General features: G+C 71.3%; 29 protein-coding genes, 1 rRNA gene and 1 pseudogene. 19 read left to right on the top strand and 12 right to left on the bottom strand.

What is annotated here, in order from left to right:
• Window positions 1–120 (top strand): annotated as a pseudogene (locus WDV06_RS27950) (IS481 family transposase); the annotation flags it as partial.
• On the opposite strand, the gene WDV06_RS27945 reads toward WDV06_RS27950, so the two are convergent.
• Both WDV06_RS27945 and WDV06_RS27940 read right to left on the bottom strand, forming a co-directional pair.
• Window positions 117–344 (bottom strand): hypothetical protein, encoded by a 228-nt coding sequence (locus WDV06_RS27945; protein WP_365150403.1) that lies wholly within the window; start codon window positions 342–344, stop codon window positions 117–119. The pseudogene WDV06_RS27950 and the gene WDV06_RS27945 sit on opposite strands and share 4 nt — an antisense overlap.
• Before the next feature lie 138 nt (window positions 345–482).
• Window positions 483–815: a DUF3099 domain-containing protein gene (locus WDV06_RS27940; RefSeq protein WP_387267994.1), complete on the bottom strand. Its 333-nt coding sequence runs from the start codon at window positions 813–815 to the stop codon at window positions 483–485.
• 137 nt (window positions 816–952) lie between these two features.
• Between WDV06_RS27940 and WDV06_RS27935 the strand changes: the two genes are divergently transcribed.
• Entirely contained in the window at window positions 953–1,231 is a 279-nt protein-coding gene (locus WDV06_RS27935) for a GlsB/YeaQ/YmgE family stress response membrane protein (RefSeq protein WP_395512562.1), read from the top strand.
• Between the two features lie 59 nt (window positions 1,232–1,290).
• Here WDV06_RS27935 and tyrS read toward each other — a convergent pair whose 3' ends face one another.
• The 3 genes from tyrS to WDV06_RS27920 form a co-directional block, all read right to left on the bottom strand.
• Entirely contained in the window at window positions 1,291–2,559 is a 1,269-nt protein-coding gene (gene tyrS, locus WDV06_RS27930) for a tyrosine--tRNA ligase (protein ID WP_395512561.1), read from the bottom strand.
• Between the two features lie 52 nt (window positions 2,560–2,611).
• On the bottom strand, window positions 2,612–4,000 hold the full coding sequence (locus tag WDV06_RS27925; protein WP_395512560.1) for a metallopeptidase TldD-related protein: 1,389 nt from the start codon (window positions 3,998–4,000) through the stop codon (window positions 2,612–2,614).
• A gap of 88 nt (window positions 4,001–4,088) precedes the next feature.
• On the bottom strand, window positions 4,089–5,651 hold the full coding sequence (locus tag WDV06_RS27920) for a TldD/PmbA family protein (RefSeq protein ID WP_395512559.1): 1,563 nt from the start codon (window positions 5,649–5,651) through the stop codon (window positions 4,089–4,091).
• A gap of 146 nt (window positions 5,652–5,797) precedes the next feature.
• Between WDV06_RS27920 and fabG the strand changes: the two genes are divergently transcribed.
• From fabG to WDV06_RS27905, 3 genes are all read left to right on the top strand, one after another.
• Complete coding sequence (gene fabG / locus WDV06_RS27915; RefSeq protein WP_385525210.1) at window positions 5,798–6,517, top strand: 3-oxoacyl-[acyl-carrier-protein] reductase; 720 nt, start codon at window positions 5,798–5,800, stop codon at window positions 6,515–6,517.
• 5 nt (window positions 6,518–6,522) lie between these two features.
• A complete protein-coding gene (gene fabI / locus WDV06_RS27910) occupies window positions 6,523–7,293 on the top strand; it encodes an enoyl-ACP reductase FabI (protein WP_395512558.1) in 771 nt (256 codons plus the stop codon).
• A 220-nt stretch (window positions 7,294–7,513) separates the two neighbouring features.
• Window positions 7,514–7,954 carry a hypothetical protein gene (locus WDV06_RS27905; RefSeq protein WP_395512557.1) on the top strand — a complete coding sequence of 147 codons (441 nt, stop codon included), beginning with the start codon at window positions 7,514–7,516 and terminating at the stop codon, window positions 7,952–7,954.
• Between the two features lie 4 nt (window positions 7,955–7,958).
• Here the strand turns inward: WDV06_RS27905 and WDV06_RS27900 are convergent, their stop codons facing one another.
• Entirely contained in the window at window positions 7,959–8,651 is a 693-nt protein-coding gene (locus tag WDV06_RS27900; protein WP_395512556.1) for a FadR/GntR family transcriptional regulator, read from the bottom strand.
• 104 nt (window positions 8,652–8,755) lie between these two features.
• Here WDV06_RS27900 and WDV06_RS27895 point away from each other — a divergent pair, with 104 nt between their 5' ends.
• The 4 genes from WDV06_RS27895 to WDV06_RS27880 all read left to right on the top strand — a co-directional run bounded on the left by WDV06_RS27895 (window position 8,756) and on the right by WDV06_RS27880 (window position 11,194).
• Window positions 8,756–10,042, top strand: a complete 1,287-nt coding sequence (locus WDV06_RS27895) for a CynX/NimT family MFS transporter (RefSeq protein ID WP_395512555.1) — start codon at window positions 8,756–8,758, stop codon at window positions 10,040–10,042.
• 5 nt (window positions 10,043–10,047) lie between these two features.
• Window positions 10,048–10,167: an SGM_5486 family transporter-associated protein gene (locus WDV06_RS27890; RefSeq protein WP_362063832.1), complete on the top strand. Its 120-nt coding sequence runs from the start codon at window positions 10,048–10,050 to the stop codon at window positions 10,165–10,167.
• Window positions 10,168–10,329: 162 nt separating this feature from the next.
• The gene (locus WDV06_RS27885; protein WP_395512554.1) at window positions 10,330–10,557 is read left to right on the top strand and encodes a hypothetical protein; all 228 of its coding nucleotides are present in this window, start codon (window positions 10,330–10,332) and stop codon (window positions 10,555–10,557) included.
• A 115-nt stretch (window positions 10,558–10,672) separates the two neighbouring features.
• The gene (locus WDV06_RS27880) at window positions 10,673–11,194 is read left to right on the top strand and encodes a SixA phosphatase family protein (RefSeq protein ID WP_395512553.1); all 522 of its coding nucleotides are present in this window, start codon (window positions 10,673–10,675) and stop codon (window positions 11,192–11,194) included.
• Between the two features lie 87 nt (window positions 11,195–11,281).
• Here WDV06_RS27880 and serB read toward each other — a convergent pair whose 3' ends face one another.
• On the bottom strand, window positions 11,282–12,481 hold the full coding sequence (gene serB, locus WDV06_RS27875) for a phosphoserine phosphatase SerB (protein ID WP_395512552.1): 1,200 nt from the start codon (window positions 12,479–12,481) through the stop codon (window positions 11,282–11,284).
• A 381-nt stretch (window positions 12,482–12,862) separates the two neighbouring features.
• On the opposite strand from serB, the gene WDV06_RS27870 reads away from it, so the two are divergent.
• Window positions 12,863–15,403, top strand: a complete 2,541-nt coding sequence (locus WDV06_RS27870) for an ABC transporter ATP-binding protein/permease (protein ID WP_395512551.1) — start codon at window positions 12,863–12,865, stop codon at window positions 15,401–15,403.
• Between the two features lie 101 nt (window positions 15,404–15,504).
• Here the strand turns inward: WDV06_RS27870 and WDV06_RS27865 are convergent, their stop codons facing one another.
• Window positions 15,505–16,146, bottom strand: coding sequence for a transglycosylase SLT domain-containing protein (locus tag WDV06_RS27865; protein WP_395512550.1), 642 nt, complete (start codon window positions 16,144–16,146; stop codon window positions 15,505–15,507).
• Between the two features lie 473 nt (window positions 16,147–16,619).
• Here WDV06_RS27865 and WDV06_RS27860 point away from each other — a divergent pair, with 473 nt between their 5' ends.
• The 3 genes from WDV06_RS27860 to WDV06_RS27850 all read left to right on the top strand — a co-directional run bounded on the left by WDV06_RS27860 (window position 16,620) and on the right by WDV06_RS27850 (window position 18,780).
• Window positions 16,620–17,765, top strand: a complete 1,146-nt coding sequence (locus WDV06_RS27860) for a GAF domain-containing sensor histidine kinase (protein ID WP_395512549.1) — start codon at window positions 16,620–16,622, stop codon at window positions 17,763–17,765.
• On the top strand, window positions 17,758–18,408 hold the full coding sequence (locus WDV06_RS27855) for a response regulator (RefSeq protein WP_395512548.1): 651 nt from the start codon (window positions 17,758–17,760) through the stop codon (window positions 18,406–18,408). The genes WDV06_RS27860 and WDV06_RS27855 overlap by 8 nt, the downstream gene beginning before the upstream one ends.
• A gap of 126 nt (window positions 18,409–18,534) precedes the next feature.
• Window positions 18,535–18,780, top strand: a complete 246-nt coding sequence (locus WDV06_RS27850) for a chaplin family protein (protein ID WP_395512547.1) — start codon at window positions 18,535–18,537, stop codon at window positions 18,778–18,780.
• 70 nt (window positions 18,781–18,850) lie between these two features.
• Here WDV06_RS27850 and WDV06_RS27845 read toward each other — a convergent pair whose 3' ends face one another.
• A complete protein-coding gene (locus WDV06_RS27845) occupies window positions 18,851–19,630 on the bottom strand; it encodes a hypothetical protein (RefSeq protein WP_395512546.1) in 780 nt (259 codons plus the stop codon).
• 148 nt (window positions 19,631–19,778) lie between these two features.
• On the opposite strand from WDV06_RS27845, the gene WDV06_RS27840 reads away from it, so the two are divergent.
• The 4 genes from WDV06_RS27840 to WDV06_RS27825 all read left to right on the top strand — a co-directional run bounded on the left by WDV06_RS27840 (window position 19,779) and on the right by WDV06_RS27825 (window position 22,999).
• Entirely contained in the window at window positions 19,779–20,579 is an 801-nt protein-coding gene (locus WDV06_RS27840) for an ABC transporter ATP-binding protein (RefSeq protein ID WP_395512545.1), read from the top strand.
• A gap of 64 nt (window positions 20,580–20,643) precedes the next feature.
• A complete protein-coding gene (locus WDV06_RS27835; RefSeq protein WP_395512544.1) occupies window positions 20,644–21,072 on the top strand; it encodes an NfeD family protein in 429 nt (142 codons plus the stop codon).
• An 85-nt stretch (window positions 21,073–21,157) separates the two neighbouring features.
• Window positions 21,158–22,132, top strand: a complete 975-nt coding sequence (locus tag WDV06_RS27830; protein ID WP_395512543.1) for an SPFH domain-containing protein — start codon at window positions 21,158–21,160, stop codon at window positions 22,130–22,132.
• A 96-nt stretch (window positions 22,133–22,228) separates the two neighbouring features.
• A complete protein-coding gene (locus WDV06_RS27825) occupies window positions 22,229–22,999 on the top strand; it encodes a sulfite exporter TauE/SafE family protein (RefSeq protein WP_395512563.1) in 771 nt (256 codons plus the stop codon).
• Window positions 23,000–23,102: 103 nt separating this feature from the next.
• Here WDV06_RS27825 and WDV06_RS27820 read toward each other — a convergent pair whose 3' ends face one another.
• The 3 genes from WDV06_RS27820 to WDV06_RS27810 form a co-directional block, all read right to left on the bottom strand.
• Window positions 23,103–23,606 (bottom strand): HNH endonuclease, encoded by a 504-nt coding sequence (locus tag WDV06_RS27820; protein ID WP_344154783.1) that lies wholly within the window; start codon window positions 23,604–23,606, stop codon window positions 23,103–23,105.
• A gap of 150 nt (window positions 23,607–23,756) precedes the next feature.
• Window positions 23,757–24,290, bottom strand: a complete 534-nt coding sequence (locus tag WDV06_RS27815; protein WP_395512542.1) for a YbhB/YbcL family Raf kinase inhibitor-like protein — start codon at window positions 24,288–24,290, stop codon at window positions 23,757–23,759.
• A gap of 47 nt (window positions 24,291–24,337) precedes the next feature.
• The gene (locus WDV06_RS27810; protein ID WP_395512541.1) at window positions 24,338–25,120 is read right to left on the bottom strand and encodes a sporulation protein; all 783 of its coding nucleotides are present in this window, start codon (window positions 25,118–25,120) and stop codon (window positions 24,338–24,340) included.
• Between the two features lie 143 nt (window positions 25,121–25,263).
• Between WDV06_RS27810 and WDV06_RS27805 the strand changes: the two genes are divergently transcribed.
• Together WDV06_RS27805 and WDV06_RS27800 are read left to right on the top strand one after the other, a co-directional pair.
• On the top strand, window positions 25,264–25,905 hold the full coding sequence (locus WDV06_RS27805) for a DNA-3-methyladenine glycosylase (RefSeq protein ID WP_395512540.1): 642 nt from the start codon (window positions 25,264–25,266) through the stop codon (window positions 25,903–25,905).
• Between the two features lie 541 nt (window positions 25,906–26,446).
• A 16S ribosomal RNA gene (locus WDV06_RS27800) occupies window positions 26,447–26,516 on the top strand; the annotation flags it as partial.

Here is a 26,516-nt window from a genome sequence, read left to right as displayed (position 1 = left end):
GAACGACGCGACGCCTTCCCCGGCTGGCTGCACTCCTACAATCACCACCGCGGACACACCGCGCTCGCAGGCAAACCCCCCGCCAGCCGCGTCCCCAACCTCACTGGGCAATACACCTAGCGCTCCGAGCCCTCCGGCTGCACCCACTCGTCCAGCTTCACGACGTCCTTGAGGAAACCGCGGACACCCAGGAACTGCGACAGGTGCTCGCGGTGCTCCTCGCAGGCCAGCCAGGTCTTGCGCCGCTCCGGCGTGTGCAGCTTGGGGTTGTTCCACGCCAGGACCCATACGGCCGCGTCGCGGCAGCCCTTGGCGGAGCAGGTGGGGGTTTCGGAAGACGTCACGGGCCCCACCCTACAAACGGAAGGGCGACGCCGGGCAGCCACGGGGGGAGCTGCCCGGCGTCGGTCCGTCGCTCCGACGGGGGATGCGGAGCGCGTAGGCAGTATGTCACGCAGGACCGGCTGGGGTGCACCGGAACTTCATGATTGATCTGAGGTTTTCCTGAGGTTCCCCGGCTCCAGTGCCGGGCGCACAGGGGCGGGTACGAAGTGCGACGGCAGCGAGGGCGTCGACTCGCGCCCGGCGTTCGCGATGACCACCGCGATGTAGGGGAGCAGGAGGCCCGCCGCGAGCGTCACGATGGCCACATGGCGCTCCACGTTCCACAGGATCACCGTGGCGATCACCGAGAGGGTCCTGATCCCCATCGAGATCACGTACCGGCGCTGGCGTCCCCGTACGTCTTCCGCGAGCCCCATGCGGGCTCCGGTGATCCGGAAGACCTCGGCCCCGTTCCGCTTCGTCCGCTGCATGCCACCACGGTACGCCGCCCCCCGGACGGCAGGGAGAGCGGGTACCGCCCGAACGGAGCCGCCCGACATGCGTACCGCGTCCCACGGCCCGAGACTGGGCGCACGCGCGCACACCGCGCGCCACGAGGAGGCTCGACATGTCTTGGTTGTGGGCGATCATCGTCGGTTTCGTGCTGGGCCTCATAGCCCGGGCCATCCTGCCAGGCAAGCAGAACCAGCCGCTCTGGCTGACCACCGTCTTCGGCATCATCGGCGGCGTCCTCGGCAATGCCGTGGCGACGTGGATCGGTGTCCACGACACCCGGGGCATCGACTGGACCCGGCACCTGCTCCAAATCGCCGGAGCCGTCGCCATCGTCGCGCTGGGGGAGATGGTCTACCTGTCGCTCCGCGGCGGCAAGCGCCACACGGTGTAGCCCATGACGAAGGGGCCGACACGGACGCGATGTCCGGGCCGGCCCCTCGCCGGGTGCCGTCAGGCTCCGGTCACCTCGACCGCCGCCAGGTTCTTCTTGCCGCGCCGCAGCACCAGCCAGCGCCCGTGCAGCAGGTCCTCCTTCGCCGGGACCGCGTCCTCGGCGGTGACCTTCACGTTGTTCACGTAGGCGCCGCCCTCCTTCACGGTCCGGCGCGCGGCGGACTTGCTGGCGACCAGGCCGGTCTCCGCGAACAGGTCCACCACCGGGCCCAGCTCCGCCACCTGCGCGTGCGGCAGCTCGGACAGGGCCGCGGCCAGCGTCGCCTCGTCCAGGTCCGCCAGCTCGCCCTGGCCGAACAGCGCCTTCGACGCCGCGATCACGGCCGCGCACTGGTCCGCGCCGTGCACCAGCGTGGTCAGTTCCTCCGCGAGCGCCCGCTGAGCGGCGCGCGCCTGCGGACGCTCGGCGGTCTGCGCCTCCAGCTCCTCCAGCTCCTCACGGGACCGGAAGGACAGGATCCGCATGTAGGTGGAGATGTCCCGGTCGTCCACGTTCAGCCAGAACTGGTAGAACGCGTACGGCGTGGTCATCTCCGGGTCGAGCCAGACGGCCCCGCTCTCGGACTTGCCGAACTTGGTGCCGTCCGCCTTGACCATCAGCGGCGTCGCCAGCGCGTGCACCTGGGCCTGCGGCTCCAGGCGGTGGATCAGGTCCAGGCCGGCCGTCAGGTTGCCCCACTGGTCCGAGCCGCCCTGCTGGAGCACGCAGCCGTAGCGGCGGTACAGCTCCAGGAAGTCCATGCCCTGGAGCAGCTGGTAGCTGAACTCGGTGTAGCTGATGCCCTGGTCGGACTCCAGCCGCTTGGCGACCGAGTCCTTCGTCAGCATCTTGTTGACGCGGAAGTGCTTGCCGATGTCCCGCAGGAACTCGATCGCGGACATGCCCGCGGTCCAGTCCAGGTTGTTGACCATGACCGCCGCGTTCTCGCCCTCGAAGGACAGGAACGGCTCGATCTGCGTGCGCAGGCGCGTCACCCAGTTCGCGACGGTCTCCGGGTCGTTCAGCGTCCGCTCGGCCGTCGGCCGCGGGTCGCCGATCTGCCCGGTCGCCCCGCCGACCAGCGCCAGCGGGCGGTGGCCCGCCTGCTGGAGCCGGCGCACGGTCAGTACCTGCACCAGGTGCCCCACGTGCAGGGAGGCGGCCGTCGGGTCGAAGCCGCAATAGAACGTGACGGGACCGTCCGCGAAGGCCTTGCGCAGCGCTTCTTCATCGGTGGACTGGGCGAACAGCCCGCGCCACTTCAGTTCGTCGACGATGTCCGTCACGGTCTCTCGACTCCTTACGAATTGTGGAAATGCCGTGTTCAGTCTAGGTGCGTCAGACGCCCTTGCTGACCGAACTCATGTTGAAGTCCGGGATGCGGACAGCGGGCATCGCGGCCCGTGTGAACCAGTCGCCCCACTCGCGCGGCAGGGTCTTCTCCGTGCGTCCCGCCTCCGTGGCGCGCGAGAGCAGGTCCACCGGGGACTCGTTGAACCGGAAGTTGTTCACCTCACCCGTGACCTGCCCGTTCTCCACGAGGTAGACGCCGTCCCGGGTCAGGCCCGTCAGCAGCAGTGTCGCCGGGTCGACCTCGCGGATATACCAGAGGCAGGTCAGCAGCAGGCCCCGCTCGGTGGAGGCGACCATCTCCTCCAGGGACCTGTCCCCGCCTCCCTCCAGGATCAGGTTCCCGAAGGCCGGGGCGAGCGGCAGCCCGGTCAGCCCCGCGCTGTGCCGGGTCGTGGTCAGCCGGGACAGCTCGCCCCCGCTGATCCACTCGGTGGCCGGCACCGGCAGGCCGTTGTCGAAGACCGAGGCGTCGTCACCGGAGCTGTGCGCGATCACGAACGGCGCCGACTCCAGGCCCGGCGCGTTCGGGTCGCTGCGCAGGGTCAGCGGCAGCCGTGAGAGCCGCTCGCCGATCCGGGTGCCGCCGCCGGGCTTGGAGAACACCGTCCGGCCCTCGACCGCGTCCCGGGCCGCCGCCGACCACATCTGGTAGATCAGCAGGTCGGCCACGGCCGTCGGCGGCAGCAGCGTCTCGTACCGCCCGGCGGGCAGCTCGACCTTGCGCTCGGCCCAGCCGAGGCGGACGGCGAGCTCCGCGTCCAGGACGGTGGGGTCCACGTCCTTGAAGTCGCGGGTGGCGCGTCCGGCCCAGGCGGAACGGAGCCGGTCCGGGGACTTGGCGTTGAGCTCCAGGGTGCCGTTCGGCTGGTCGTGGCGCAGCCGCAGGCCCGTGGAGGTGCCCACGTACGTGGAGACCAGCTCGTGGTTCGCGAAGCCGTACAGCTCCCGGCCCCCCGCCCGGGCGCGGGCGAAGGCCTCGCCGAGGGCCGGGGCGAAGTCGGCGAAGACCGCCGAGGAGGTCTCGTCCGGGGCGTCGGTGAAGTCCGGCGAGGCCGGGGTCCCGGTGACCAGCGGCTGGGCGTCCTCGGCGGGACCGGCGGCCCGGGCGGCCGCCTCGGCGGCCCGTACGAGCGGCTCCAGGTCGGCGGCGGTGACGGCGGAGCGCGAGACGACCCCCGAGGCCGTCCCCTGCCCGCCGTCGACGGTGGCGATGACGGTGAGGTTGCGGCCGCGGGTGACTCCGTTGGTGGTCAGCGCGTTCCCGGCCCAGCGCAGGTTGGCGCTGGACTCCTCGTCGGCGATGACGACGCAGCCGTCGGCGGCGGACAGCTCCAGGGCCCGCTCGACGATCTCGTGGGGCTTCGTACGGCTCATCGGCCGGCCTCCTGCGTGGTGTTCAGACGGTGCTGTCCCGGGGGGCGACCCCCGGACCCCCGGCGGATTCCGTGGTGATCGTGCGTGGTCATCGGCCGGCCTCCTGCGTGGTGTTCAGGATGTTGACGTCGCGGAACAGCGCCGACGGGCAGCCGTGGGAGACCGCCGCGACCTGGCCCGGCTGGGCCTTCCCGCAGTTGAAGGCGCCGCCCAGGACGTAGGTCTGCGGACCGCCGACCTTCTCCATGGAGCCCCAGAATTCGGTGGTCGTCGCCTGGTACGCGACGTCGCGCAGCTGCCCGGCCAGCCGGCCGTTCTCGATCCGGAAGAAGCGCTGCCCGGTGAACTGGAAGTTGTAGCGCTGCATGTCGATCGACCAGGAACGGTCGCCGACCACGTAGATCCCGCGCTCCACCCCGCCGATCAGGTCCTCGGTGGACAGCCCGCCCGGATCCGGCTGGAGCGAGACGTTCGCCATGCGCTGCACCGGCACGTGTCCGGGGGAGTCGGCGTAGGCGCAGCCGTTGGAGCGTCCGAGGCCGGTCAGCCGCGCGATCCGCCGGTCGGTCTGGTAGCCGGCCAGGACCCCGTCCTTGACCAGGTCCCAGCTCTGGGCCTCGACGCCCTCGTCGTCGTAGCCGATGGTGGCCAGCCCGTGCTCGGCGGTGCGGTCGCCCGTCACGTTCATGATCGAGGAGCCGTACTTGAGCGAGCCCAGCCGGTCGAAGGTGGCGAAGGAGGTGCCCGCGTACGCCGCCTCGTAGCCCAGCGCCCGGTCGAGCTCGGTGGCGTGGCCGATGGACTCGTGGATGGTCAGCCACAGGTTGGACGGGTCCACGACCAGGTCGTAGCGGCCCGCCTCCACGCTCGGGGCCCGCATCTTCTCCGCCAGCAGCCCCGGGATGCGCTCCAGCTCGTCGTCCCAGTCCCAGCCGGTGCCGGTCAGGTACTCCCAGCCGCGGCCGGCCGGCGGGGCGATGGTGCGCATGGAGTCGAACTCGCCGGTGGTGGCGTCGACGGCGACGGCGGTCAGCTGCGGGTGGACGCGCACCCGCTGCTGGGTGGTCGTGGTGCCGGCGGTGTCGGCGTAGAACTTGTTCTCGTGGACGGCGAGCAGCGACGCGTCCACGTGCGCGACGCCCTCGGCGGCCAGCAGCCGGGCGCTCCAGTCGGCGAGCAGGGCCGACTTCTCGGCGTCCGGCACGGTGAAGGGGTCCACGTCGTAGGCGGAGATCCAGGTCTTGTCGGCGTGCACCGGCTCGTCGGCGAGCTCGACCCTCTCGTCGGAGCCCGCCGCCTTGATGACCTGCGCCGACAGCTTCGCCATGGCCACGGCCTGCGAGGCCACCTTGGCCGCGCCGTCCATGGTCAGGTCCACCCCGGACGCGAAGCCCCAGCTGCCGCCGTGCACCACCCGGACCGCGTAGCCGAGGTCGGTGGTGTCGGAGCCCCCGGAGGGCTTGGCGTCCCGCAGCCGCCAGGAGGCGCTGCGGATCCGCTCCAGACGGAAGTCGGCATGGTCGGCGCCCAGCGCGCGCGCCCGCGCGAGCGCCGCGTCGGCGAGCGCCCGCAGGGGCAGCGCGGTGAAGGCCGCGTCGATGGAATGGGCCACGGGGGTCCTCCCGGGGTCGGGGACGGTCTGCTCGATCATGTCGCGATCACGGCTCAGGTGACCACAGGTTTCTGTAGGTATTCGACAGAGCGCGTCGCAAGGCCCTGTCGAAGCCCGATTCTCCGGATCTCGGGCGCGACCGATAGGTTTTTGCTACTCAGACAGCCAAGCGAAAGGGTGATCCGTTGAGCCGCTCGGTTCTCGTCACCGGAGGAAACCGGGGCATCGGCCTCGCCATCGCCCGTGCCTTCGCCCAGGCCGGCGACAAGGTCGCGATCACGTACCGCTCGGGGGAGCCTCCGCAGGAGCTCACCGAGCTCGGTGTGCTGGCCGTGCGCTGCGACATCACCGACTCCGAGCAGGTGGAGCAGGCCTACAAGGAGATCGAGGCCAAGCACGGCAACGTCGAGGTGCTGGTGGCGAACGCCGGCATCACCAAGGACACGCTGCTGATGCGGATGTCCGAGGAGGACTTCGCCTCCGTCGTCGACACCAACCTCACCGGCACCTTCCGTGTCGTCAAGCGCGCCAACCGTGGCATGCTGCGGGCCAAGAAGGGCCGCGTGGTCCTGATCTCCTCGGTCGTCGGCCTGCTGGGCGGCGCCGGCCAGGCCAACTACGCCGCCTCGAAGGCGGCGCTGGTGGGCTTCGCCCGCTCGCTCGCCCGCGAGCTCGGCTCCCGCAACATCACCTTCAACGTCGTCGCCCCCGGTTTCGTGGACACCGACATGACGAAGGTGCTCAGCGACGAGCAGCGCGCGGGCATCCTGGCGCAGGTGCCGCTGGCGCGCTACGCGCAGCCCGAGGAGATCGCGGCCGCCGTGAGCTTCCTGGCGTCCGACGACGCCGCGTACATCACCGGAGCCGTCATTCCCGTTGACGGCGGATTGGGCATGGGTCACTGATCACCATGAGCGGAATTCTTGAGGGCAAGCGGATCCTCGTCACCGGTGTGCTGATGGAGTCCTCCATCGCCTTCCACACCGCCAAGCTGGCCCAGGAGCAGGGCGCCGAGGTCATCCTCACCGCCTGGCCGCGCCCGTCCCTGACCGAGCGCATCGCCAAGAAGCTGCCCAAGCCGGTCAAGGTGATCGAGCTCGACGTCACCAACGACGAGCACCTGGCCCGCCTGGAGGGCCTCGTGCGCGAGGAGCTCGGCGGCCTCGACGGGGTCGTCCACTCCATCGGCTTCGCGCCGCAGGACGCGCTCGGCGGCAACTTCCTGAACACGCCGTTCGAGTCGGTCGCCACCGCCATGCACGTCTCGGCGTTCTCGCTGAAGTCGCTGACCATGGCCTGCAAGCCGCTCTTCCCTGCGGAGGGCGCGGCCGTCGTCGGCCTCACCTTCGACGCGCAGTTCGCCTGGCCGCAGTACGACTGGATGGGCCCGGCCAAGGCCGCGCTGGAGGCCACCAGCCGCTACCTCGCCCGCGACCTGGGCAAGGAGAACATCCGCTGCAACCTGGTCTCGGCCGGTCCGCTCGGTTCGATGGCCGCCAAGTCCATCCCGGGCTTCTCCGACCTGGCGGACACCTGGAACCACCGCTCCATGCTGGAGTGGGACATGAGCGACCCGGAGCCGACCGGCCGCGGCGTCGTGGCCCTGCTGTCGGACTGGTTCCCCAAGACCACCGGTGAGATCGTCCACGTGGACGGTGGCCTGCACGCGATGGGCGCCTGACCTTCCCGGTCGGACCCCGCGTCCGTACGGCGGTGGCCGCGCTTCCCCCCGGGGGAGGCGCGGCCACCGCCGTTCCCGCCTGTGGTGACGGGCCTGCGCGGGTGTCGTCGATCGGACGTTCGCCCTCCGACCGGATCTTTCCGAGTCGAAAACCAGGACACATGCCTGCAAACTGACCTGGCCGGGATCTTCCCGGCCGGTGCGGGGAGGAGGTACGGGTGTGCGCGCGAGTCCGAGCCGAGCGGTATCGCTGCTGGTCACCGCCGTGGCCCTGACCGGACTCCTGATCCCGGGCGCCCTCGCGCGGCCGGACGCACCCGGCCCCGCCGCCGGCCCCGACACGGCGGACCGGGCCGCCGTGGACCTCGCCGAGATCCCCGCCGAACCACCCGTACGGCCCGAGCGGCCCGGCGGCCGCGAGCTCTACGGCTCCGACTGCGACACCGAGATCGACGGCTCGCAGGTGATCGCGTACTGCCACAACGGCTTCCCCGAGACCGACCTGCTCCGGCTCCACGTGGAGTGCGAACGCTGGTGGGACCTGGACGGGGACGGCGCCCTCGTCCCCCTGGACCCGGCCGGCCGCACCCGGCTGACCGGCCGCTGCTGGAAGGAGGTCCGCACCGCCTGGGTCAGCCACCAGCGCCGCGAGGACTCCTAGGGGGTCAGGGGGTGTCCGGCCGGCGCGCGCCCTTGCCCAGGCAGGCGAACGGGTAGCCCGCCGCCTCCGAGGCGGCCGCGTCCCCGTCCCCGCTCCGGATCGCCGCTATGAGGCGGGCGTGGTCCAGGTGGTCCGCCGGGTGCAGCTCGGTGCCGACGTCGGCGCGCAGCCACTCCGCCACCAGATCGCCCAGGTCCGCGTACAGCTCGATCAGGACCTCGTTGTGCGAGGCCGTCACCACCGCCATGTGCAGGGCGACGTCCGCGCTCACGAACCGCTCCGCGTCCCCGCTCGCCCAGGCCTCCTCGCGCCGCGCCAGCAGGGCGTCCAGCTGCACCAGGTCCCGCTCGGTGTGCCGCTCCGCCGCCAGCCGGGCCGCCGAGGACTCCAGCGTCGAGCGCAGCTCCGCGATGTGCCGGGGGTCGGCCCCGGCGAAGCGCCGGTGCATCACCCCGGCCAGCTCGCTCGTGGCGAGCACGTACGTGCCCGAACCCTGACGGATGTCCAGGAGCCCGTTGTGCGCCAGCGCCCGGACGGCCTCCCGGACGGTGTTGCGGGCGACGCCCAGCAGCTCCACCAGCTCGGGCTCGGTGGGGATCCGGCCGCCGACCGGCCATTCGCCGGAGGTGATCTGGTTCCTGAGCTGTGCGATCACCTGGTCGACGAGCGCGGAACGCCGGGGCGAGGTCAACGGCATGCGGACGGGGCCTTTCGAGGACGGCCGGACAGGAGGCGGAACGCGCTCAAGTGTGACAGCAGGGAACTGGACAACCAATCATCCCATGATTCTATGATGGCGGAATGCGCGACGAAGACCTCCGAACCCTGAGCCGCCCGGCGACCCCGAGCGGCTCCCCGGGACGCCCCGCCACCGCCCCGGCCACCGCCGACCCCAAGTGGCTCGGCCCCGTGCTCGTCGCCGGCATCGTGCTGGCCGCCCTCAACCTGCGGCCCGCCATCACCAGCCTGGGCGCCCTCTTCGAGGAGGCCCGCACCGGCCTCCACATGAGCGGGACCGTCGCCGGACTGATCACCTCCGTCCCGGCGTTCTGCTTCGCGGTCTTCGGCGTCACCGCGCCCCGCCTCTCCCGCCGCTTCGGCCCCGCCGCGGTCGTCTGCGCCGGCATGGCCGCCGTGGCCGCGGGCCTGCTGATCAGGCCCTTCGCCGACAGCGCCGCCGCCTTCCTCGCCGCCAGCGCCCTGTCCCTCGCCGGCATAGCCCTGACCAACGTGCTGCTCCCGGTCATCGTCAAGCGCTGGTTCCCCGACCGGGTCGGCACCATGACGGGGCTGTACTCCATGGCCCTGGCGGCCGGAACCTCCCTCGCCGCCGCCGCGACCGTCCCGCTGACCTCCGCCCTCGGCGGCGACTGGCGCACCGGCCTGCTGGTCTGGGCCGTCCTCGCCGTGGCCGCCGTCCTGCCCTGGCTGCCGGTCGTCGCCGCGAGCCGCCGCGAGAAGGCCGCCGCGACCGCCTCCGTACGGGAGGACGCCGGCCCCTCGGTCGTGCGCAGCCGCACCGCCTGGGCCCTCGCCTGCTACTTCGGCCTCCAGGCCACCGGCGCCTACGTCACGATGGGCTGGCTCCCGCAGATCTTCCGCGACGCCGGGGTCTCCGCCTCCACCGCCGGAGTACTGCTCGCCGTCACCATGGTCATGGGCGTCCCGCTGGCCTTCGTCATCCCCGGCCTCGCCGGACGGATGCGCCACCAGGGGCCCATCGCCGCCGTCCTCGGCCTCTTCGGCCTCGCCGGCTACCTCGGCCTCCACCTCGCCCCCGCCGCCGGAGCCTGGGCCTGGGCCCTCCTCCTCGGCGTCTCCAACTGCGCCTTCCCGCTCGTCATCACGATGATCGGACTGCGCGCCAAGTCCCCGGCCGGGGTGGTCAAGCTCTCCGCCTTCGCCCAGAGCACCGGCTACCTCATCTCCATCCCCGGCCCGCTGGTCATCGGCACCCTCTACCAGCACAGCGGCGGCTGGGACCTGCCGCTCGCCCTCATGGCCGGCCTGCTCGTCCCGCAGATCGCCCTCGGCATCCTCGCGGGACGGGACCGCACGATCGAGGACGAATGCGGCGTGCGAGACTGAGCGGCATGTCGCCCGTACTCGAACCGAACCCCCAGAACGGCCACCGCAAGCTCGGCCTCGTCCTGGGCGCGATGCTCCTCGTGACCGTGATCGTGGCCGTGATCGCCACCATCGCCTCCCCCTGACACACCGCCCGCCGGCCCGGCCCCGGGGTGGGGTTAACCCCCCGTCCCCTAGGGGGCCAGGATCAGGGTCGGCTGGGGTGTCCCCCGGATGGGAGGCGCCGCCCCGGATCCCTAGATTCGAAGCAGCGAGCCAGATCCCAGCCGAAGAACCCGGAGGCGGCCATGCCGGCCACCACGCACACCCCGTCCCTCCCCGCGCGGACCGTCCGCCGCCCCGGCGCGTACGCCCACACCAGCGCCCGGCTGCACTGGTGGACCCTGGCCCTGCCCGCCCTCGCCTTCGGCCTCCTGCTGCTGCTCCTGGCCGGCTCCGGCCGGGCCCAGGCCGCCACCGGCCAGCCCTCCGGACTCGTCCACGTCACCCACGAGCTGCTCCGCGCCGTCGGCTGACCCGCGCGGCCCGCGCCACCGGACGACCCGCGCGCGCCGGAGCGTGCCCTTCCGCGCGGGCAAGGCCCCCTCAACACCCTGAGCCCCGCGCCCCGTTTCATGGGAAGCTGGGCCCATGAGCGCCGACACACCCCGCAGGATCGCCCTCCTCCGGCACGCCAAGGCCGACTGGCCCCAGGTGGCCGACCACGACCGCCCGCTGGCGGAACGCGGGCGCAGGGACGCACCGGCCGCCGGCCGGAAGCTGGCCGAGACCGGCATCACCTTCGACCTGGCCCTCTGCTCCACCGCCGTCCGCACCCGGGAGACCTGGAAGCTCGCCGTCCAGGAACTCCCGTACCGGCCTCGGACCACCTACGAGGAGCGGGTCTACGACGCCTCCCCGGGCGAGCTCATCGCCCTGCTGAACGAGACCCCCGACGACGTCGGCGACCTCCTCCTCATCGGCCACAACCCCGGCGTGCACGCCCTGGCCGACATCCTCTCCGGGCGCTCCGAGGGCGACACCCGGGCCCGCATGGACCGCACGGGCTTCCCGACCGCCGCGCTGGCCGTCGTCTCCTTCACCGGCTCCTGGAAGTCCGTGGAACCCGGCGTGGGCACGCTGCTGGACTACTGGACCCCCAAGGAGCACTGACCGGCCGGCCCCACGGCCCCGACAGGAAGAACGCCCGGCCGGGAGGATCCGGCCGGGCGCGGGAGGGGACGGGGGTCTGCTCGGGCGTCAGGCCAGGTCGGCCGCTTCCACTTCCTCCCGGGTGATGCCGAGCAGATAGAGCACGGCGTCCAGGAACGGCACGTTCACGGCGGTGTGGGCCGCCTCGCGGACCACCGGCTTGGCGTTGAAGGCCACCCCCAGGCCCGCCGCGTTCAGCATGTCCAGGTCGTTCGCGCCGTCACCGATCGCGACCGTCTGGGCCAGCGGCACACCGGCCTCCTCGGCGAAGCGGCGCAGCAGCCGGGCCTTCCCCGCCCGGTCCACGATCTCGCCGGTGACCTTGCCGGTCAGCTTCCCGTCGACGATCTCCAGGGTGTTCGCCTGGGCGAAGTCCAGCCCGAGCCGCTCGCGCAGGTCGTCGGTGACCTGGGTGAACCCGCCCGAGACCACACCCACCTGGTAGCCGAGCGTCTTCAGCGTCCGCACCAGGGTCCGCGCGCCGGGGGTCAGCCGCACCTCGGAGCGGACCTTCTCCACCACCGACGCGTCCAGCCCCGCCAGCAGCGCGACCCGGGCGTGCAGGGACTGCTCGAAGTCCAGCTCCCCGCGCATGGCACGCTCGGTCACCTCCGCGACCTCGGCCTCGCAGCCGGCGTGCGCGGCGAACAGTTCGATGACCTCGTCCTGGATCAGGGTCGAGTCCACGTCCATCACCACCAGCCGCTGCGCCCGGCGGTGCAGCCCCGCCGAGACCACGGCCACGTCCACGCCGATCTGCGCGGCGGTGGTGGCCAGCGCGGTGCGCAACGGCTCGGTCTCGGCACCGGAGACGGCGAACTCGACCGCCGTCACCGGGTACTTCGCGAGCCGGAAGATACGGTCGATGTTGCCGCCGGTCGCGGTGATCCGGGCGGCGATGGTGGCCGTGGACTCCGCGGTGAGCGGGTGCCCGAGCACGGTGACGTGGGACCGGCCGGTTCCGCGCGGACGGTTGTCGCCGGTACCGGAGATGATCTCGGCCGACAGCTTCAGCGACTCGGCCCAGCTGTGGACGGTGGCCCGCAGCTCGCCCTCGGCGTCGCCGGCGGGCTTGGTGACGAGGACGCACAGGACGATGCGGCCGCGGGTGACGACCTGCTCGATGTCGACGACGTCGACGGAGTAGGCGGCGAGGGTGTCCATTAGCCCGGCGGTGATCCCGGGACGGTCCTTGCCGAAGATCTTGACGAGGAGGGTGGGGACGTCTGAGGTCTGCGAAGCGCTCATGGTCCCCTCACCGTATCTTCCCGGCACCCCGCCCCGGCCCCCCGTCCCACCCTTTGAACGCCCCGCGCCCCCTCTCCCGGGCGCCGCTCGCGCGGCTCCCCGGCCGCTCGCGCGTCTCGGCGGGGGCCGGCCTCCGAGCTGCCCGGCCCGCGCCCCGGCCCCGCGCCACGGTCCGGGCGGGACGAGAAGTCCCGTATCGCACTCTCCGGGTGCCTTTCGCCCCCGACAACGGGCCGACGGGGGCGCCCATGGAAGGCCCGGATTCCACATGTGGCCGCAGGCCTGAAATAGTTCCCCCGGATGTTCGCCATCCCTAGACTCCCTGACGTCGTTCTCCCTGGACGCCAGGGGGATTCTCGGGGGACCTTAAGTGGGGCTGGAGTGCCGGAACTCGTACTGGAATTGAACGGAAGGACCTGGACGCTCGATCCGTCCAGGTCGTACTCGCTGGGGCGCGATCCCCAGGGAGACGTGGTGATCGATGACGCCCGCGTGTCCTGGCGACACGCCACCATCAGCTGGAACGGCCGGGTTTGGGCCATCGAGGACCACGGCAGCACCAACGGCACCTATGTGCACGGCGCGCGGGTCCAGCACACGGAGCTCGTGCCCGGTACGCCGGTCCACCTGGGCAACGCGACGGACGGCCCTCGGCTGAATCCGAGCGCCGGCATGGGGGCCCAGCAGCAGCCGGCCTACCAGGCCCCGGCCGCGCAGGGCCAGGCGCCCGCGTTCCAGCCGCCGGTCCAGCAGCAGCCGCAGCAGCCCGCCTGGGACCAGCAGCCGCAGCAGCAGCAGCACCACCAGCAGCCGCACCACCATCAGCAGCCGCAGCAGCAGCACCAGCAGCAGCCGTTCGTGCCGCAGCAGCAGGCCGGCGCCCCGCAGCAGTCCGCGGCCCCCGGGTACAGCAGCGACCACCGCAGCCCGACGACGTTCCACCAGATCGTCGGCGGCCGCGTCATGCGCATCGGCCGTGCGCTGGAGAACGAGCTCGTCGTCTCGGACCTCCAGGTCTCGCGCCACCATGCGGAGTTCCGCTCCACCGGTGGCCGCTTCGAGATCCACGACCTCGGCAGCCACAACGGCACCTACGTCAACGGCCAGCCCCTGCCGAAGTCCGGCAGCGCGCTGCTCGGCCCCTCCGACATCGTCGGCGTCGGCCACTCGACCTTCCGGATCGTCGGCGACCGCCTCGAAGAGTTCGTCGACACCGGTGACGTCTCCTTCTCGGCCCGCCACCTCACGGTCACGGTCGACGGCGGCAAGCAGATCCTCAAGGACGTCACCTTCGGCGTCCCCGAGAAGTCGCTGATCGGCGTCATCGGCCCCTCCGGCTCCGGCAAGTCGACCCTGCTGAAGGCGCTGACCGGCTACCGGCCCGCCGACCAGGGTGACGTCCTCTACGACAACCGCAACCTGTACAAGCAGTTCGCGGAGCTCCGCCAGCGCATCGGCCTGGTCCCGCAGGACGACATCCTGCACAAGGAGCTGAAGGTCTCCACCGCGCTGAAGTACGCGGCCAAGCTCCGCTTCCCCGGCGACACCGCCGAGGCCGAGCGCGCCGCCCGCATCGACGAGGTGCTGCGCGAGCTCAAGCTCGACATCCACAAGGACAAGAAGATCACCTCGCTCTCGGGTGGTCAGCGCAAGCGCGTGTCCGTGGCCCTGGAGCTGCTGACCAAGCCGTCGCTGATCTTCCTGGACGAGCCCACCTCCGGTCTCGACCCGGGCATGGACCGCGACGTCATGCAGCTGCTGCGCGGCCTCGCCGACGACGGCCGCACGGTCCTCGTCGTCACCCACTCCGTCGCCGAGCTTGCCCTCTGCGACAAGCTGCTGGTCATGGCCCCGGGCGGGTCCGTCGCCTACTTCGGCCCGCCGGACGAGGCGCTGAACTTCTTCGGCTACAGCACCTGGGCCGACGTGTTCTCCGCCTTCGAGAACTACCGGGACTACGACTGGGCCGGCCGCTGGAAGGGCTCGCAGCACTACCAGCTGTACGCCGCCGACCTCGACGCGGTCGCCCCGCAGCAGGTCGCGATGCCGCCGCAGCAGATGATCCCGCCGAAGCCGCAGGCCTGGGGCTCGCAGCTGTGGACGCTGATCCGCCGCTACGTCTCGGTGATCGCCTCCGACAAGGGCTTCCTCGCCCTGATGGTGCTGCTGCCGGCGGTCCTGGGCATCGTGTCCACCGTCATCCCCGCGAAGTTCGGCCTGGCCCCGCCGACGCCGCCGTCGCGCTTCAACGGCGACGCGGGCACGATCACGCTGATCCTCGCGGTCGGCATGTGCTTCTCGGGCGCCGCCAACTCGGTCCGTGAGCTGATCAAGGAACGGGTCATCTACGAGCGGGAGCGCGCGACCGGCCTGTCCCGGTCGGCGTACCTCATGTCGAAGGTGATCGTCCTCAGTGTGATCACGATCATCCAGGGCGTGATCATCTGCGCCATCGCCTTCACGCCGCGCAAGCTGCCGGCCGAGGGCCTGTTCATGAACCCGGCCGTCGAACTCTGCGTCTCGGTCACCGCCCTCGGCATCACCGCGATGATGTTCGGCCTGGTGATCTCCTCGCTGGTGAAGACCGCCGAGAAGACCATGCCGCTGCTCGTCATGTTCGCGATCGTCCAGGTCGTCTTCACCGGCATCCTCTTCCAGCTCTACGACAAGGTCGGCCTGGAGCAGTTCGCCTGGCTGATGCCCTCCCGCTGGGCCGTCGGCGCCGCCGGCACCACCCTGAACCTGGGCAAGCTCATGGCGCCGTGGGACCCGCAGAACCCCACCAACACCGACCCGCTGTGGGACCACACCACCGGCCAGTGGTTCGTGGACGTCATCGTCCTGCTGCTGCAGGCCGTGATCTGCGGCTTCGCCGTGGCGCGCCTGCTGCGCCGCCACGAGCCCGAGGTCATGCGCAAGTAACGGCGGGTGCCACCAGGCACGCCACACGCCTCAGGGCGGCACCCGGAGCTTTCCGGGGGCCGCCCTGAGGCGCATGGGGGGCTGAGCGGACGCGCAGCGGCTCAGTAGGCGCTGTTGACGTTGTCCATGGAGCCGTAGCGGTCGGCGGCGTAGTTGCACGCGGCGACGATGTTCGCGACCGGGTCGTACAGGTCGAACTTGGTGCCCTTGACGTGGTACGCGTTGAAGGTCGGCTGGATGACCTGGAGCAGACCCTTCGAGGGGATGCCGTTCTTGGCGTTGATGTCCCACAGGTTGATCGCGCGGGGGTTGCCGCTCGACTCGCGCATGATGTTGCGGTGGATGCCGGCGTAGGTGCCGGGGATGCCCTCGCGCTTCATGATGAAGAGGGCTTCCTTGATCCAGCCGTCGAGGTTGTTCGCGAAGACCGGGGTGCGGGCCGCGGAGCGGCTGGCCGCCTCCTTCGCCTCACGGTCCTTCTTCGCCTGCGCCGCGGCCTGGGCCTTGGCCGCGTCCTTGGCCTTCTGGTCGGCCACCGCGAGCTGGGCACCGAGGTGCTGCTGGACCGACTGGGTCCACGCCACGGGGGCGACGGCCACGGTCTGGGCCTCCTGCGTGCCGGTACCGGCGGCCGGGACGGCGGAGAAGGCGAGCGCGGCGGCACCGAGCGTGGCGACACCGGCGATCGACAGCTTGTACGCCTTCGTCAGACGACTGTGACCGGGAGTGCTGGAAGCAGACATGCGGGGCAACCTCTTCGGATAGCGGGGGCCGCAGGAAGGCGCCGGGGGGATCCGGGATCCCTCGGCGCCTTGCGACGGAGGCCATTCTTAGCGGCGGCAAAATCCTGTGGCAAAGGTGTGACATACGATCCCGCTTAGTGGATCAGGGGCCGGTGCGGTCGTGGGACTTTGGTCCCGGGGACCGGCCGGAGCAGCACTGACCACGCCTTTACGTGTCCACTACGCGGCTTCGTAAGTGATGTGCGTCCTATGCCCGGGCTCACATCGGACCCGGGGCAATCTCACCAAGAGTTGCAACAGCAATGCAGCCTGTGACCGTGCTCCTCCTCAAGGAGGACCCGCGAGCGCCCCGGCCTCCTCCCCGGGGCACAGCCGCCACCCCCGGCCCCCTCCCCGGGCCGTACGCCGCCGGGCCCCGAGACCTACGACCGGAGCCCGATCCCGCAGGTCAGGGCCGCCGGTACGGTGACCCCATGCACAACGGACCCTGCACCGGGCTGGCGGCCGTCAGCACCGCCCTGCTCGCCATGAGCCGCCCCCTGGAGGTCCACGACGTCCTGCGCACGATCGTCGTCTCGGCCCGCGAGCTCCTCGACGCCGAGTACGCGGCCCTGGGCGTCCCCGACGACCACGGGGGCTTCGCCCAGTTCGTCGTCGACGGCATCACCGAGGACCAGTGGCGCCGCATCGGCCCCCTGCCCCGCCAGCACGGCATCCTCGCCGCGATGCTCCACCAGGACGGCCCCCAGCGGCTCGCCGACGTCCGCCAGGACCCGCGCTTCGAGGGCTGGCCCGCCGCCCACCCCGACATGTCCGACTTCCTCGGCCTGCCCGTCCGCGACGGCGAGGAGACCCTCGGCGCCCTCTTCCTCGCCAACAAGAGGAGAGGGGCCGGCCGGGAGCCGGGCTTCACCGACGAGGACGAGGAACTCCTCTCCCTCCTCGCCCAGCACGCCGCCATCGCCCTCACCAACGCCCGCCTCTACGAGCGCAGCCGCGAACTGACCATCGCCGAGGAGCGCTCCCGCCTCGCCCACGAGCTGCACGACGCGGTCAGCCAGAAGCTCTTCTCCCTGCGCCTGACCGCCCAGGCCGCCGCGGCCCTCGTCGACCGCGACCCCGCCCGCGCCAAGGGCGAGCTCCAGCAGGTCGCCGCCCTCGCCGCCGAGGCCGCCGACGAGCTGCGCGCCGCCGTGACCGAGCTGCGCCCGGCCGCCCTCGACGAGGACGGGCTCGTCGCCACCCTGCGCAACCACGTCCGCGTCCTGGACCGCGCCCACACCGCCCGCGTCACCTTCACCTGTGACGGCGTACGGGCCCTGCCCGCGGCCCAGGAGGAAGCGCTGCTGCGCGTCGCCCAGGAGGCCCTCCACAACGCCCTGCGCCACTCCGGCGCGGACCTCGTCGAAGTCACCCTCGCCCGCGCCGCCGGCGGCGGGGCCGTCCTGCGCGTACGGGACGGGGGCCGCGGCTTCTCCCCTCCTACCGTCCGCACGGCCGGCCGCCACCTGGGACTGGTCTCCATGCGGGACCGCGCCGCCGGAGCCGGCGGGCGGCTGGAGGTCCGCTCCGAGCCCGGCGCGGGCACCACGATCGAGATGGAGGTCCCCGGTGGCTGACACCCCCGGCCGCATCCGCGTCCTGCTCGTCGACGACCACCAGGTGGTCCGCCGCGGCCTGCGCACCTTCCTGGAAGTACAGGAGGACATCGAGGTCGTCGGCGAGGCCGCCGACGGAGCCGACGGCACCGCCCGCGCCGAGGAGCTGCGGCCCGACGTCATCCTGATGGACGTCGCCATGCCCGGCACTGACGGCATCGAGGCCCTGCGCCGGCTGCGCGACCTCGGCAACCCCGCGCGGGTCCTCATCGTCACCAGCTTCACGGAACAGCGGACCGTGGTCCCCGCCCTGCGGGCCGGCGCCGCCGGATACCTCTACAAGGACATCGACCCCGACGCCCTCGCCGGCGCGATCCGCTCCGTCCACGCCGGACACGTCCTCCTCCAGCCGGAGGTCGCCGAAGCACTGCTCGCCGCCCAGGACGACGGCGCCCCGGCGGGCCGCCCCGGCTCCCTGACCGACCGCGAACGCGAGGTGCTCGGCCTGATCGCCGACGGCCGATCCAACCGGGAGATCGCCCGGGCCCTCGTCCTGTCCGAGAAGACCGTCAAGACGCACGTCTCGAACATCCTGATGAAGCTCGACCTCTCCGATCGCACGCAGGCCGCGCTGTGGGCCGTCAGGCACGGGATCACGCGGTAATGCGCTGAGCTGAGATTCATACGGTCGGGTGTATGTCGCCCACATGGCGCATCCCACCGGCCGGGGGAGCGTTCTCCATGGCGTGCCGCGGCGGCTGGTCGCGGCAGACGTACTGGAGGACGAGAAGTGAAGAACTACAAGAAGGCCGCAGCCGTCACCATGATCGCGGGCGGCCTCGTGGCCCTCGGCGCCGGTGTCTCCTCGGCGCACGGCGGTGCGTCCGCGGAGGGCGAGGCCGTGGGCTCGCCCGGCGTGGTCTCCGGGAACCTGGTCCAGGTCCCCGTGCACGTCCCCGTCAACGTGGTCGGCAACACCGTCAACGTCGTCGGCCTGCTCAACCCTGCCTTCGGCAACACGGGCGTCAACAGCTGACCCCACCCCCCGACCTGCGGCCCCGCCTCCCCCCTCTCCCCGGGAAGCGGGGCCGCGGCGCGTGCGGTCCCTACCGCCCGCCCTCCTCCACCGCCGCGTTGTACGCCGCCACCAGCGCCCGCCGGGCCACCCGCTCCACCGGCCGCAGCGCCTCCGCCCGCGCCGCCATCTCCGAGGCCGCCACCGCGCCCCCGTGCCCCCGCTCGTACGCCAGCGACACCAGCAGGTCCACCCGCTGCGCCAGCGCCAGCACCCGCACCGCCCGCGCCGGATACCCGGGCGCCAGCACCTCACGGCCCGCCTCCGCCCGCGCCCGGTACGCCGACAGCGCCGCCTCCGCCACGGGACCCGACGCCGCCACGTCCAGCCGCGTCAGCACCACCGTCGCCTCGCGCAGCGCCTCCGCCAGCTCCCGCTCCGCCTCGCCCAGCGAGGGCACGTCCGCCGGCGGGGTCTCCCGCACCGGCAGGCACCGCCACACCACCGAGACGTGCACGTCACCCACCGGACCCGCCTCCGCCACCTCCGGCACCAGCCCCAGCGCGGCCCCCGCGCACACCACCGCCTCCTCGGCCTCCAGCGCCGCGGCGTTGAACTCCGGCGGCCCGCTCAGCCCCAGCGGATGCCCCGGCACCGGCAGCGCCACCCGCAGCCCGGTCACCCCCAGCGCCCGCAGCCGCCCCAGCGCCAGCGTGAGGCCCACCGGCCCCGGCTCGCCCGGCAGCCCCGCCACCCGGTGCGAGGCGTCCTCGCCCACGATCGACGACGCGGCCTCGTCGGGCGAGACGTGACCGGCCAGCAGCGCGTTCCCCCAGGCGGCCAGCCGCCCTGAACGTGGTTCGAAAAGCATCCCCCCACTCTACGGATCCGGCCCCGTACCGGGCCTGGCGCCCGGACCCCTCCCCGAGTGGCGTAGGTTTTCCCCTGGGGTTTTCCCCTGGGGCCGCGCCTACAGGCGGGCACAGAGAACCGTGACTGCAAGGGGTGACAACACGCTCATGAGCGATGTTCTGGAGCTGGTGGACGTATCCGTGGTCCGCGAGGGCCGGGCTCTGGTGGACCAGGTCTCCTGGTCGGTGAAGGAGGGGGAGCGCTGGGTGATCCTCGGCCCCAACGGCGCCGGCAAGACCACGCTGCTGAACCTCGCCTCCAGCTACCTCTTCCCCACCAAGGGCTCCGCCACCATCCTCGGCAGCACCCTGGGCAAGCCCGGCAGCGACGTCTTCGAGCTGCGCCCGCGCATCGGCGTCGCCGGCATCGCTCTCGCCGACAAGCTCCCCAAGCGGCAGACCGTCCTGCAGACCGTGCTCACCGCCGCCTACGGCATGACCGCGACCTGGCAGGAGGAGTACGAGGAGGTCGACGAGCAGCGCGCCCGCGCCTTCCTGGACCGCCTGGGCATGTCCGACTACCTCGACCGCAAGTTCGGGACCCTCTCCGAGGGCGAGCGCAAGCGCACCCTGATCGCCCGCGCCCTGATGACCGACCCCGAGCTCCTCCTCCTCGACGAGCCCGCCGCCGGCCTCGACCTCGGCGGCCGAGAGGACCTCGTCCGTCGCCTCGGCCGGCTGGCCCGCGACCCCATGGCCCCGTCCATGGTCATGGTCACCCACCACGTCGAGGAGATCGCGCCCGGCTTCACGCACGTCCTGATGATCCGGCAGGGCAAGGTCGTCACCGCCGGCCCCATCGACCTGGAGCTGACCTCCCGCAACCTCTCCCTCTGCTTCGGGCTCCCGCTGATCGTCGAGCGCAACGACCACGACCGCTGGACCGCCCAGGGCCTGCCCCTGCGCTGACGGACCCCGCAGGACGGCCGTCGCGCCCTGTCCAGGCCGCGTCCACCCGACCTACCATGACCATGTGGACATCGACGCATGGGTGTGGTGGCTCATCGGCGCGGTCGGACTGGGCATCCCCCTGGTCCTCACCGCCATGCCGGAGTTCGGCATGTTCGCGGTCGGCGCCGTCGCCGCCTCCGTCACGGCGGCCCTCGGCGCCGGAGCGGTGGCCCAGGTCCTGGTCTTCGTCATCGTGTCGGTCGCGCTGATCGCCGTCGTCCGGCCGATCGCCAACCGGCACCTCAACCAGCGGCCCCAACACCGCACCGGAATCGAGGCGTTGAAGGGGAGGACCGCCGTCGTCCTCGAACGGGTCGACAGCAGCGGCGGCCGCATCAAGCTGGCCGGCGAGATCTGGTCCGCCCGCACCCTCGACACACACAGCAGTTTCGAACCCGGCCAGTCCGTCGACGTCGTGGACATCGACGGAGCGACCGCGGTCGTCATGTGAGCAAGCAGCCCACCCGCGGCCCCGGGGTCTGCGAGACTCCGCTCAACGGGGCAGCACAGACAGCCGGAAGGGCACGGGGAAACGCATGCAACCGATCATCATCGTCTTGATCATCCTGGTGGTACTCGTATTCATCGCCCTGGTCAAGACGATCCAGGTGATCCCCCAGGCCAGCGCCGCCATCGTCGAGCGGTTCGGCCGCTACACCCGCACCCTCAACGCGGGCCTCAACATCGTCGTCCCGTTCATCGACTCCATCCGCAACCGGATCGACCTCCGCGAGCAGGTCGTCCCGTTCCCGCCGCAGCCGGTCATCACCCAGGACAACCTGGTCGTCAACATCGACACCGTCATCTACTACCAGGTGACCGACGCCCGCGCCGCGACGTACGAAGTCGCCAGCTACATCCAGGCCATCGAGCAGCTCACCGTCACCACGCTGCGCAACATCATCGGCGGCATGGACCTGGAGCGCACCCTCACCTCCCGCGAGGAGATCAACGCCGCGCTGCGCGGAGTCCTCGACGAGGCCACGGGCAAGTGGGGCATCCGCGTCAACCGCGTCGAGCTCAAGGCAATCGAGCCGCCGACCTCCATCCAGGACTCGATGGAGAAGCAGATGCGCGCCGACCGCGACAAGCGCGCCGCGATCCTCCAGGCCGAGGGCGTCCGGCAGTCGGAGATCCTCCGTGCCGAAGGCGAGAAGCAGTCCTCCATCCTCCGCGCCGAGGGCGAGGCCAAGGCCGCCGCCCTCAAGGCCGAGGGCGAGGCCCAGGCCATCCGCACCGTCTTCGAGTCCATCCACGCCGGCGACGCCGACCAGAAGCTCCTCGCCTACCAGTACCTCCAGATGCTCCCGAAGATCGCCGAAGGCGACGCCAACAAGCTCTGGATCGTGCCCAGCGAGATCGGAGACGCGCTCAAGGGCCTCTCGGGCGCCATGGGCAACTTCGGCCCCCTCGGCGGCAGTTCCACGGGCTTCAACCCGCAGAACCCCGGCAAGGCGGCCCCCGAGACCGGCAGCGGACCCGAGCGCCGGGAGCAGCCCCCCATCGACTGACGCGCCCTCCCCTTCGTGCATGATCGGTGAGGCCCCTCGACCTTCATGGCGGGGAGGCGACTCACTCACACAAAGGGGATGGCTCCGTCCATGTCCATGTCCATCTGGGAATCACTCGCGGTCCTCGCCGCCGGAATCGGCGCCGGCACCATCAACACCATCGTCGGTTCCGGCACCCTCATCACCTTCCCGGTGCTCCTCGCAACCGGCCTGCCCCCGGTGACCGCCAACGTCTCGAACACCCTCGGCCTCGTCCCCGGCTCCCTCAGCGGCGCCTTCGGCTACCGCAAGGAACTCCGCGGCCAGCGCGGCCGCGTCCTGCGGCTCGGCGCCGTCTCCCTCGTCGGCGGGCTCGCGGGCGCCATCCTGCTCCTGACCCTGCCGTCGGACTCCTTCGACACGATCGTGCCCGTCCTCATCGGCCTGGCCCTCGTCCTCGTCGTCCTCCAACCGCGGCTCGCCGCGGCCCTGCGCCGCCGCCAGGAAGCGGCCGGAGGCGACCCCGGACACCCCGACGGCGGCCCCGCCCTGCTCACCGGCATGCTGTTCTCCAGTGCGTACGGTGGCTACTTCGGCGCCGCCCAGGGCGTCCTCTACCTCGGCCTGATGGGGCTGCTGCTCCACGAGGACCTGCAGCGGATCAACGCCGTCAAGAACGTGGTCGCCGCACTCGTCAACGGCATCGCGGCCGTCTTCTTCCTCTTCGTCGCCGATTTCGACTGGACGGCCGTGCTCCTCATCGCCGTCGGCTCGACCATCGGAGGCCAGATCGGCGCCAAGGTCGGCCGCCGGCTCCCCCCGACCGTCCTGCGCGGCGTCATCGTCACCGTCGGGATCGTGGCCATCGTCCAACTGATGCTCCGCTGAACGACGTAGAAGAAATACGCCGCCCCGCCCGCGGCACACTGCGGCGGACGGGGCGTCAGGAGCCCGGAACACGGACGGGAAGACGGGCGGGACGGACGGGCGTTCAGGCGGAACGCGCCAGCCACGCGGGCAGCTCCTCCTGCCCTCCCACCCCCAGGGCGAGCAGCATCGCGTCCGCCGGAGACGGCACGAAGGGCTTGCGCAGCAGCGGCATCCCCGCCTCCTCCGGAGTCCGCGCCGCCTTGCGGTGGTTGTCCTCGGCACAGGACGCCACCGTGTTCAGCCAGGTGTCCCCGCCCCCCTGGGCCCTCGGCAGCACGTGGTCCACGGTCGTCGCACGCTTCCCGCAGTACGCGCACCGGTGCTGGTCCCTGACCAGCACCCCCCGCCGTGACCAGGGAGCATGTCTTCGGAACGGCACCCGCACGTACCTGCACAGCCGGATCACCCGGGGCATCGGGAGGTCAACGGCGGCCGCACGCACCCGCAGTTCGGGATGGGACTGCTCCACCACGGCCTTGTCCTGGAGGACCAGAACGACGGCCCGGTTCAGCGACACCGTCGACAGCGGCTCGAAGCTCGCGTTCAGTACCAGCGTGTCCCGCATCTCGCCCACCTCCCGTGTGCAGGCCCCGCGACCACCCTGGCGGCACGGCCCGCAACCACTCTGGCCGCGCGCGCCACGCGGGACAACGCAATAAAAATGCCCGGCCCCGGCCTCTTTTAGACCAGGACCGGGCGAACGCCGGGCGAACGATCAGCCCGCCGGCGCCTCGTACTCACCGATCAGCTGCGCACGGCCCAGCGCGTGGAAGCGCAGATGGAACCCGACCGCGGCGCAGGACGCGTCCGCGTCCGGACCGAGCTTCTCCCGGTCCACGGCGTACACCGTGAAGACGTAGCGGTGCCGCTCCCCGGCCGGCGGAGCCGCACCGCCGAAGTCCTTCGTCCCGTAGTCGTTGCGCACGTGCACCGCACCGGCCGGCAGCCCCTCGAACTTCCCGCTGCCCGCACCCGCCGGCAGCTCGGTGACGGAGGCCGGGATGTCGAAGAGCACCCAGTGCCAGAACCCGCTGCCCGTCGGCGCGTCCGGGTCGAAGCAGGTCACCGCGAAGCTCTTCGTCCCCTCGGGGAAGCCCTCCCAGCGCAGCTGCGGGGAGACGTTCCCGCCCGACAGCACCTGCCCGTCACCCAGGTCGGCACCCGGAGCGAGGTCGGCACTGGTCACCGTGAAAGCGGGCACTTCGGGGTGGAAGGCATGGGGGAGAGGAGCCCTGTTCCGCTCGGTCACTGCTGTACTCCTTGATCGAAGAAGTCCTACGGGCCCGAGACTAGTGACTAGAACCAGTTGCGCTGCGAACCGACGGACGCGATCCACTGGTTCAGGTAGGCCGCCCAGTCGGTCCCCTCGTAGGAGTGCAGACCCACCTGGAAGCAGCGGTAGGTGTCACTGCCCTCGCTGAACAGCCCCGGCTTCTTGTCCATCTCCAGCACGACGTCCATCTCGTGCCCGTCCGAGACGAAGGTCAGCTCCACCTGGTTCAGACCCCGGTACTGGGACGGAGGCAGGAACTCGATCTCCTGGTAGAAGGGCAGCGTCTGCCGCGTCCCGCGGATGTGGCCGCGCTCCATGTCCGCGCTGCGGAAGCTGAAGCCCAGCTGACGGAACGCGTCCAGGATCGCCTGCTGCGCCGGCACCGGGTGCACGTTGATCGGGTCCAGGTCGCCCGCGTCCACCGCGCGCGCGATCTCCAGCTCCGTGCTCACCCCGATGTTCATCCCGTGCAGGTGGTGCCCCTCGAAGTGGGTGATCGGCGTCTCCGCCGGGATCTCCAGCGCGAACGGCACCACGTGCAGGGCGTTCGGCTGCACCTTGAAGGCACCGCCGAGGCGCTGCTTCGTGAAGACGACGTCCTGCTTGTACTCCTGGTCGCCGCCCTCCACCTCCACCCGCGCCTGCAGCCCCACCGAGAGCCCCTCGATCTGCTGCTCCACGGACCCGCCCTGGATCCGCACCTCACCCTGGACGATCCCGCCCGGCACCACGTTCGGCTCGGTGATGATCGTGTCCACCGACGCGCCACCGGCACCCAGGCTCGCGAGCAGCTTCCTGAACCCCATGTCAATCTCCCCATGTACGAATACGGACGGATGCGGAACGAAGGGCCTGCGACCGGACCGGCCGGCCCGTCCGCACCCTCCCCTACCACTGCGGAACCTTAGGCCCCGGTTGCACCCGCCCGCGGTCCACTACGCTCGGCCGGATGAGCGCGCGCCCCGACCGTACGCCGCTGGCACGGTCCTTCTTCGACCGCCCGGTCCTCACCGTGGCCCCCGACCTCCTCGGCCGGATCCTCGTCCGCCGCACCCCGGAGGGACCGATCGAACTGCGCATCACGGAGGTGGAGGCCTACGAGGGCGAGGCCGACCCGGGATCCCACGCCTACCGCGGCCGCACCGCCCGCAACGCCTCGATGTTCGGGCCGCCCGGACACGCGTACGTCTACTTCATCTACGGCATGTGGTTCAGCCTCAACCTCGTCTGCGGGCCGCCGGGCCACGCGAGCGGCGTCCTGGTGCGCGCGGGAGAGGTGACGGTGGGCGCCGACCTGGCCGCCAAACGTCGGATCACGGCCAGATACCCGCGAGAACTGGCCAAGGGCCCGGCCCGCCTGGCCACGGCACTGGACGTGGACCGCTCCCTCGACGGAACCGACCTCTGCGCGGGCGCCGACTCCCCCCTCTCCCTCCTCGCGGGCACCCCCACCCCTCCCGAGCAGGTGGGCAACGGTCCGCGCACGGGAGTCGGCGGCGCCGGCGCGGCACACCCCTACCGCTACTGGATCACGGGGGACCCGACCGTCAGCCCCTACCGCGCCCACGCGCCGCGCCGACGGTCAACTTGACTCGATCTTGGGAGACGCCTAACGTAGCCCGAGCCGCTGGAACAGGCACTGCCATCGCAGACCTGCGGGAGCGGCAAAAACCACACCTACGATGTGCCCCTGGCGGGGTCGATTTCGGCGTGCCCGAATTCGAATCCGACAGCTCGATTATGAGTTGCAGGGAATAGGCGCTAACGTGGTGGAGCGCCGAAAGGCAAAGGCCCCCAACGGCCACCGAATTCAAATCCAAGTCGGAAACGACGCGGAAACGATCTGGTAGAGTTGGAAACGAAGGAAGCGCCCGGAGGGCCTGGAAACAGGAACAAAGGAAGCGTCCGTACCTTGAGAACTCAACAGCGTGCCAAAAATCAACGCCAGAAGTTGATACCCCGTCCACTCCGGTGGATGAGGTTCCTTTGAAAAAGACCTGTCGGGCCTTCGGGCACTGGCAGGCGACAAACACAGCGAGGACGTTGTGGTCAGTCGGTCATATTCCGACCGTGACTGACCCGCTCTTTCGTGCGTGTGCACCGGCTGTATTAATTTACTGGCCGAGTAAACATTCATGGAGAGTTTGATCCTGGCTCAGGACGAACGCTGGCGGCGTGCTTAACACATGCAAGTCGAACGAT

The organism is Streptomyces racemochromogenes (genome assembly GCF_044129415.1).
GTDB lineage: Bacteria > Actinomycetota > Actinomycetes > Streptomycetales > Streptomycetaceae > Streptomyces > Streptomyces racemochromogenes_A.
The sequence above is the reverse complement of the archived record's forward strand: the minus strand, read 5'-3'. Positions and strand labels throughout refer to the sequence as shown.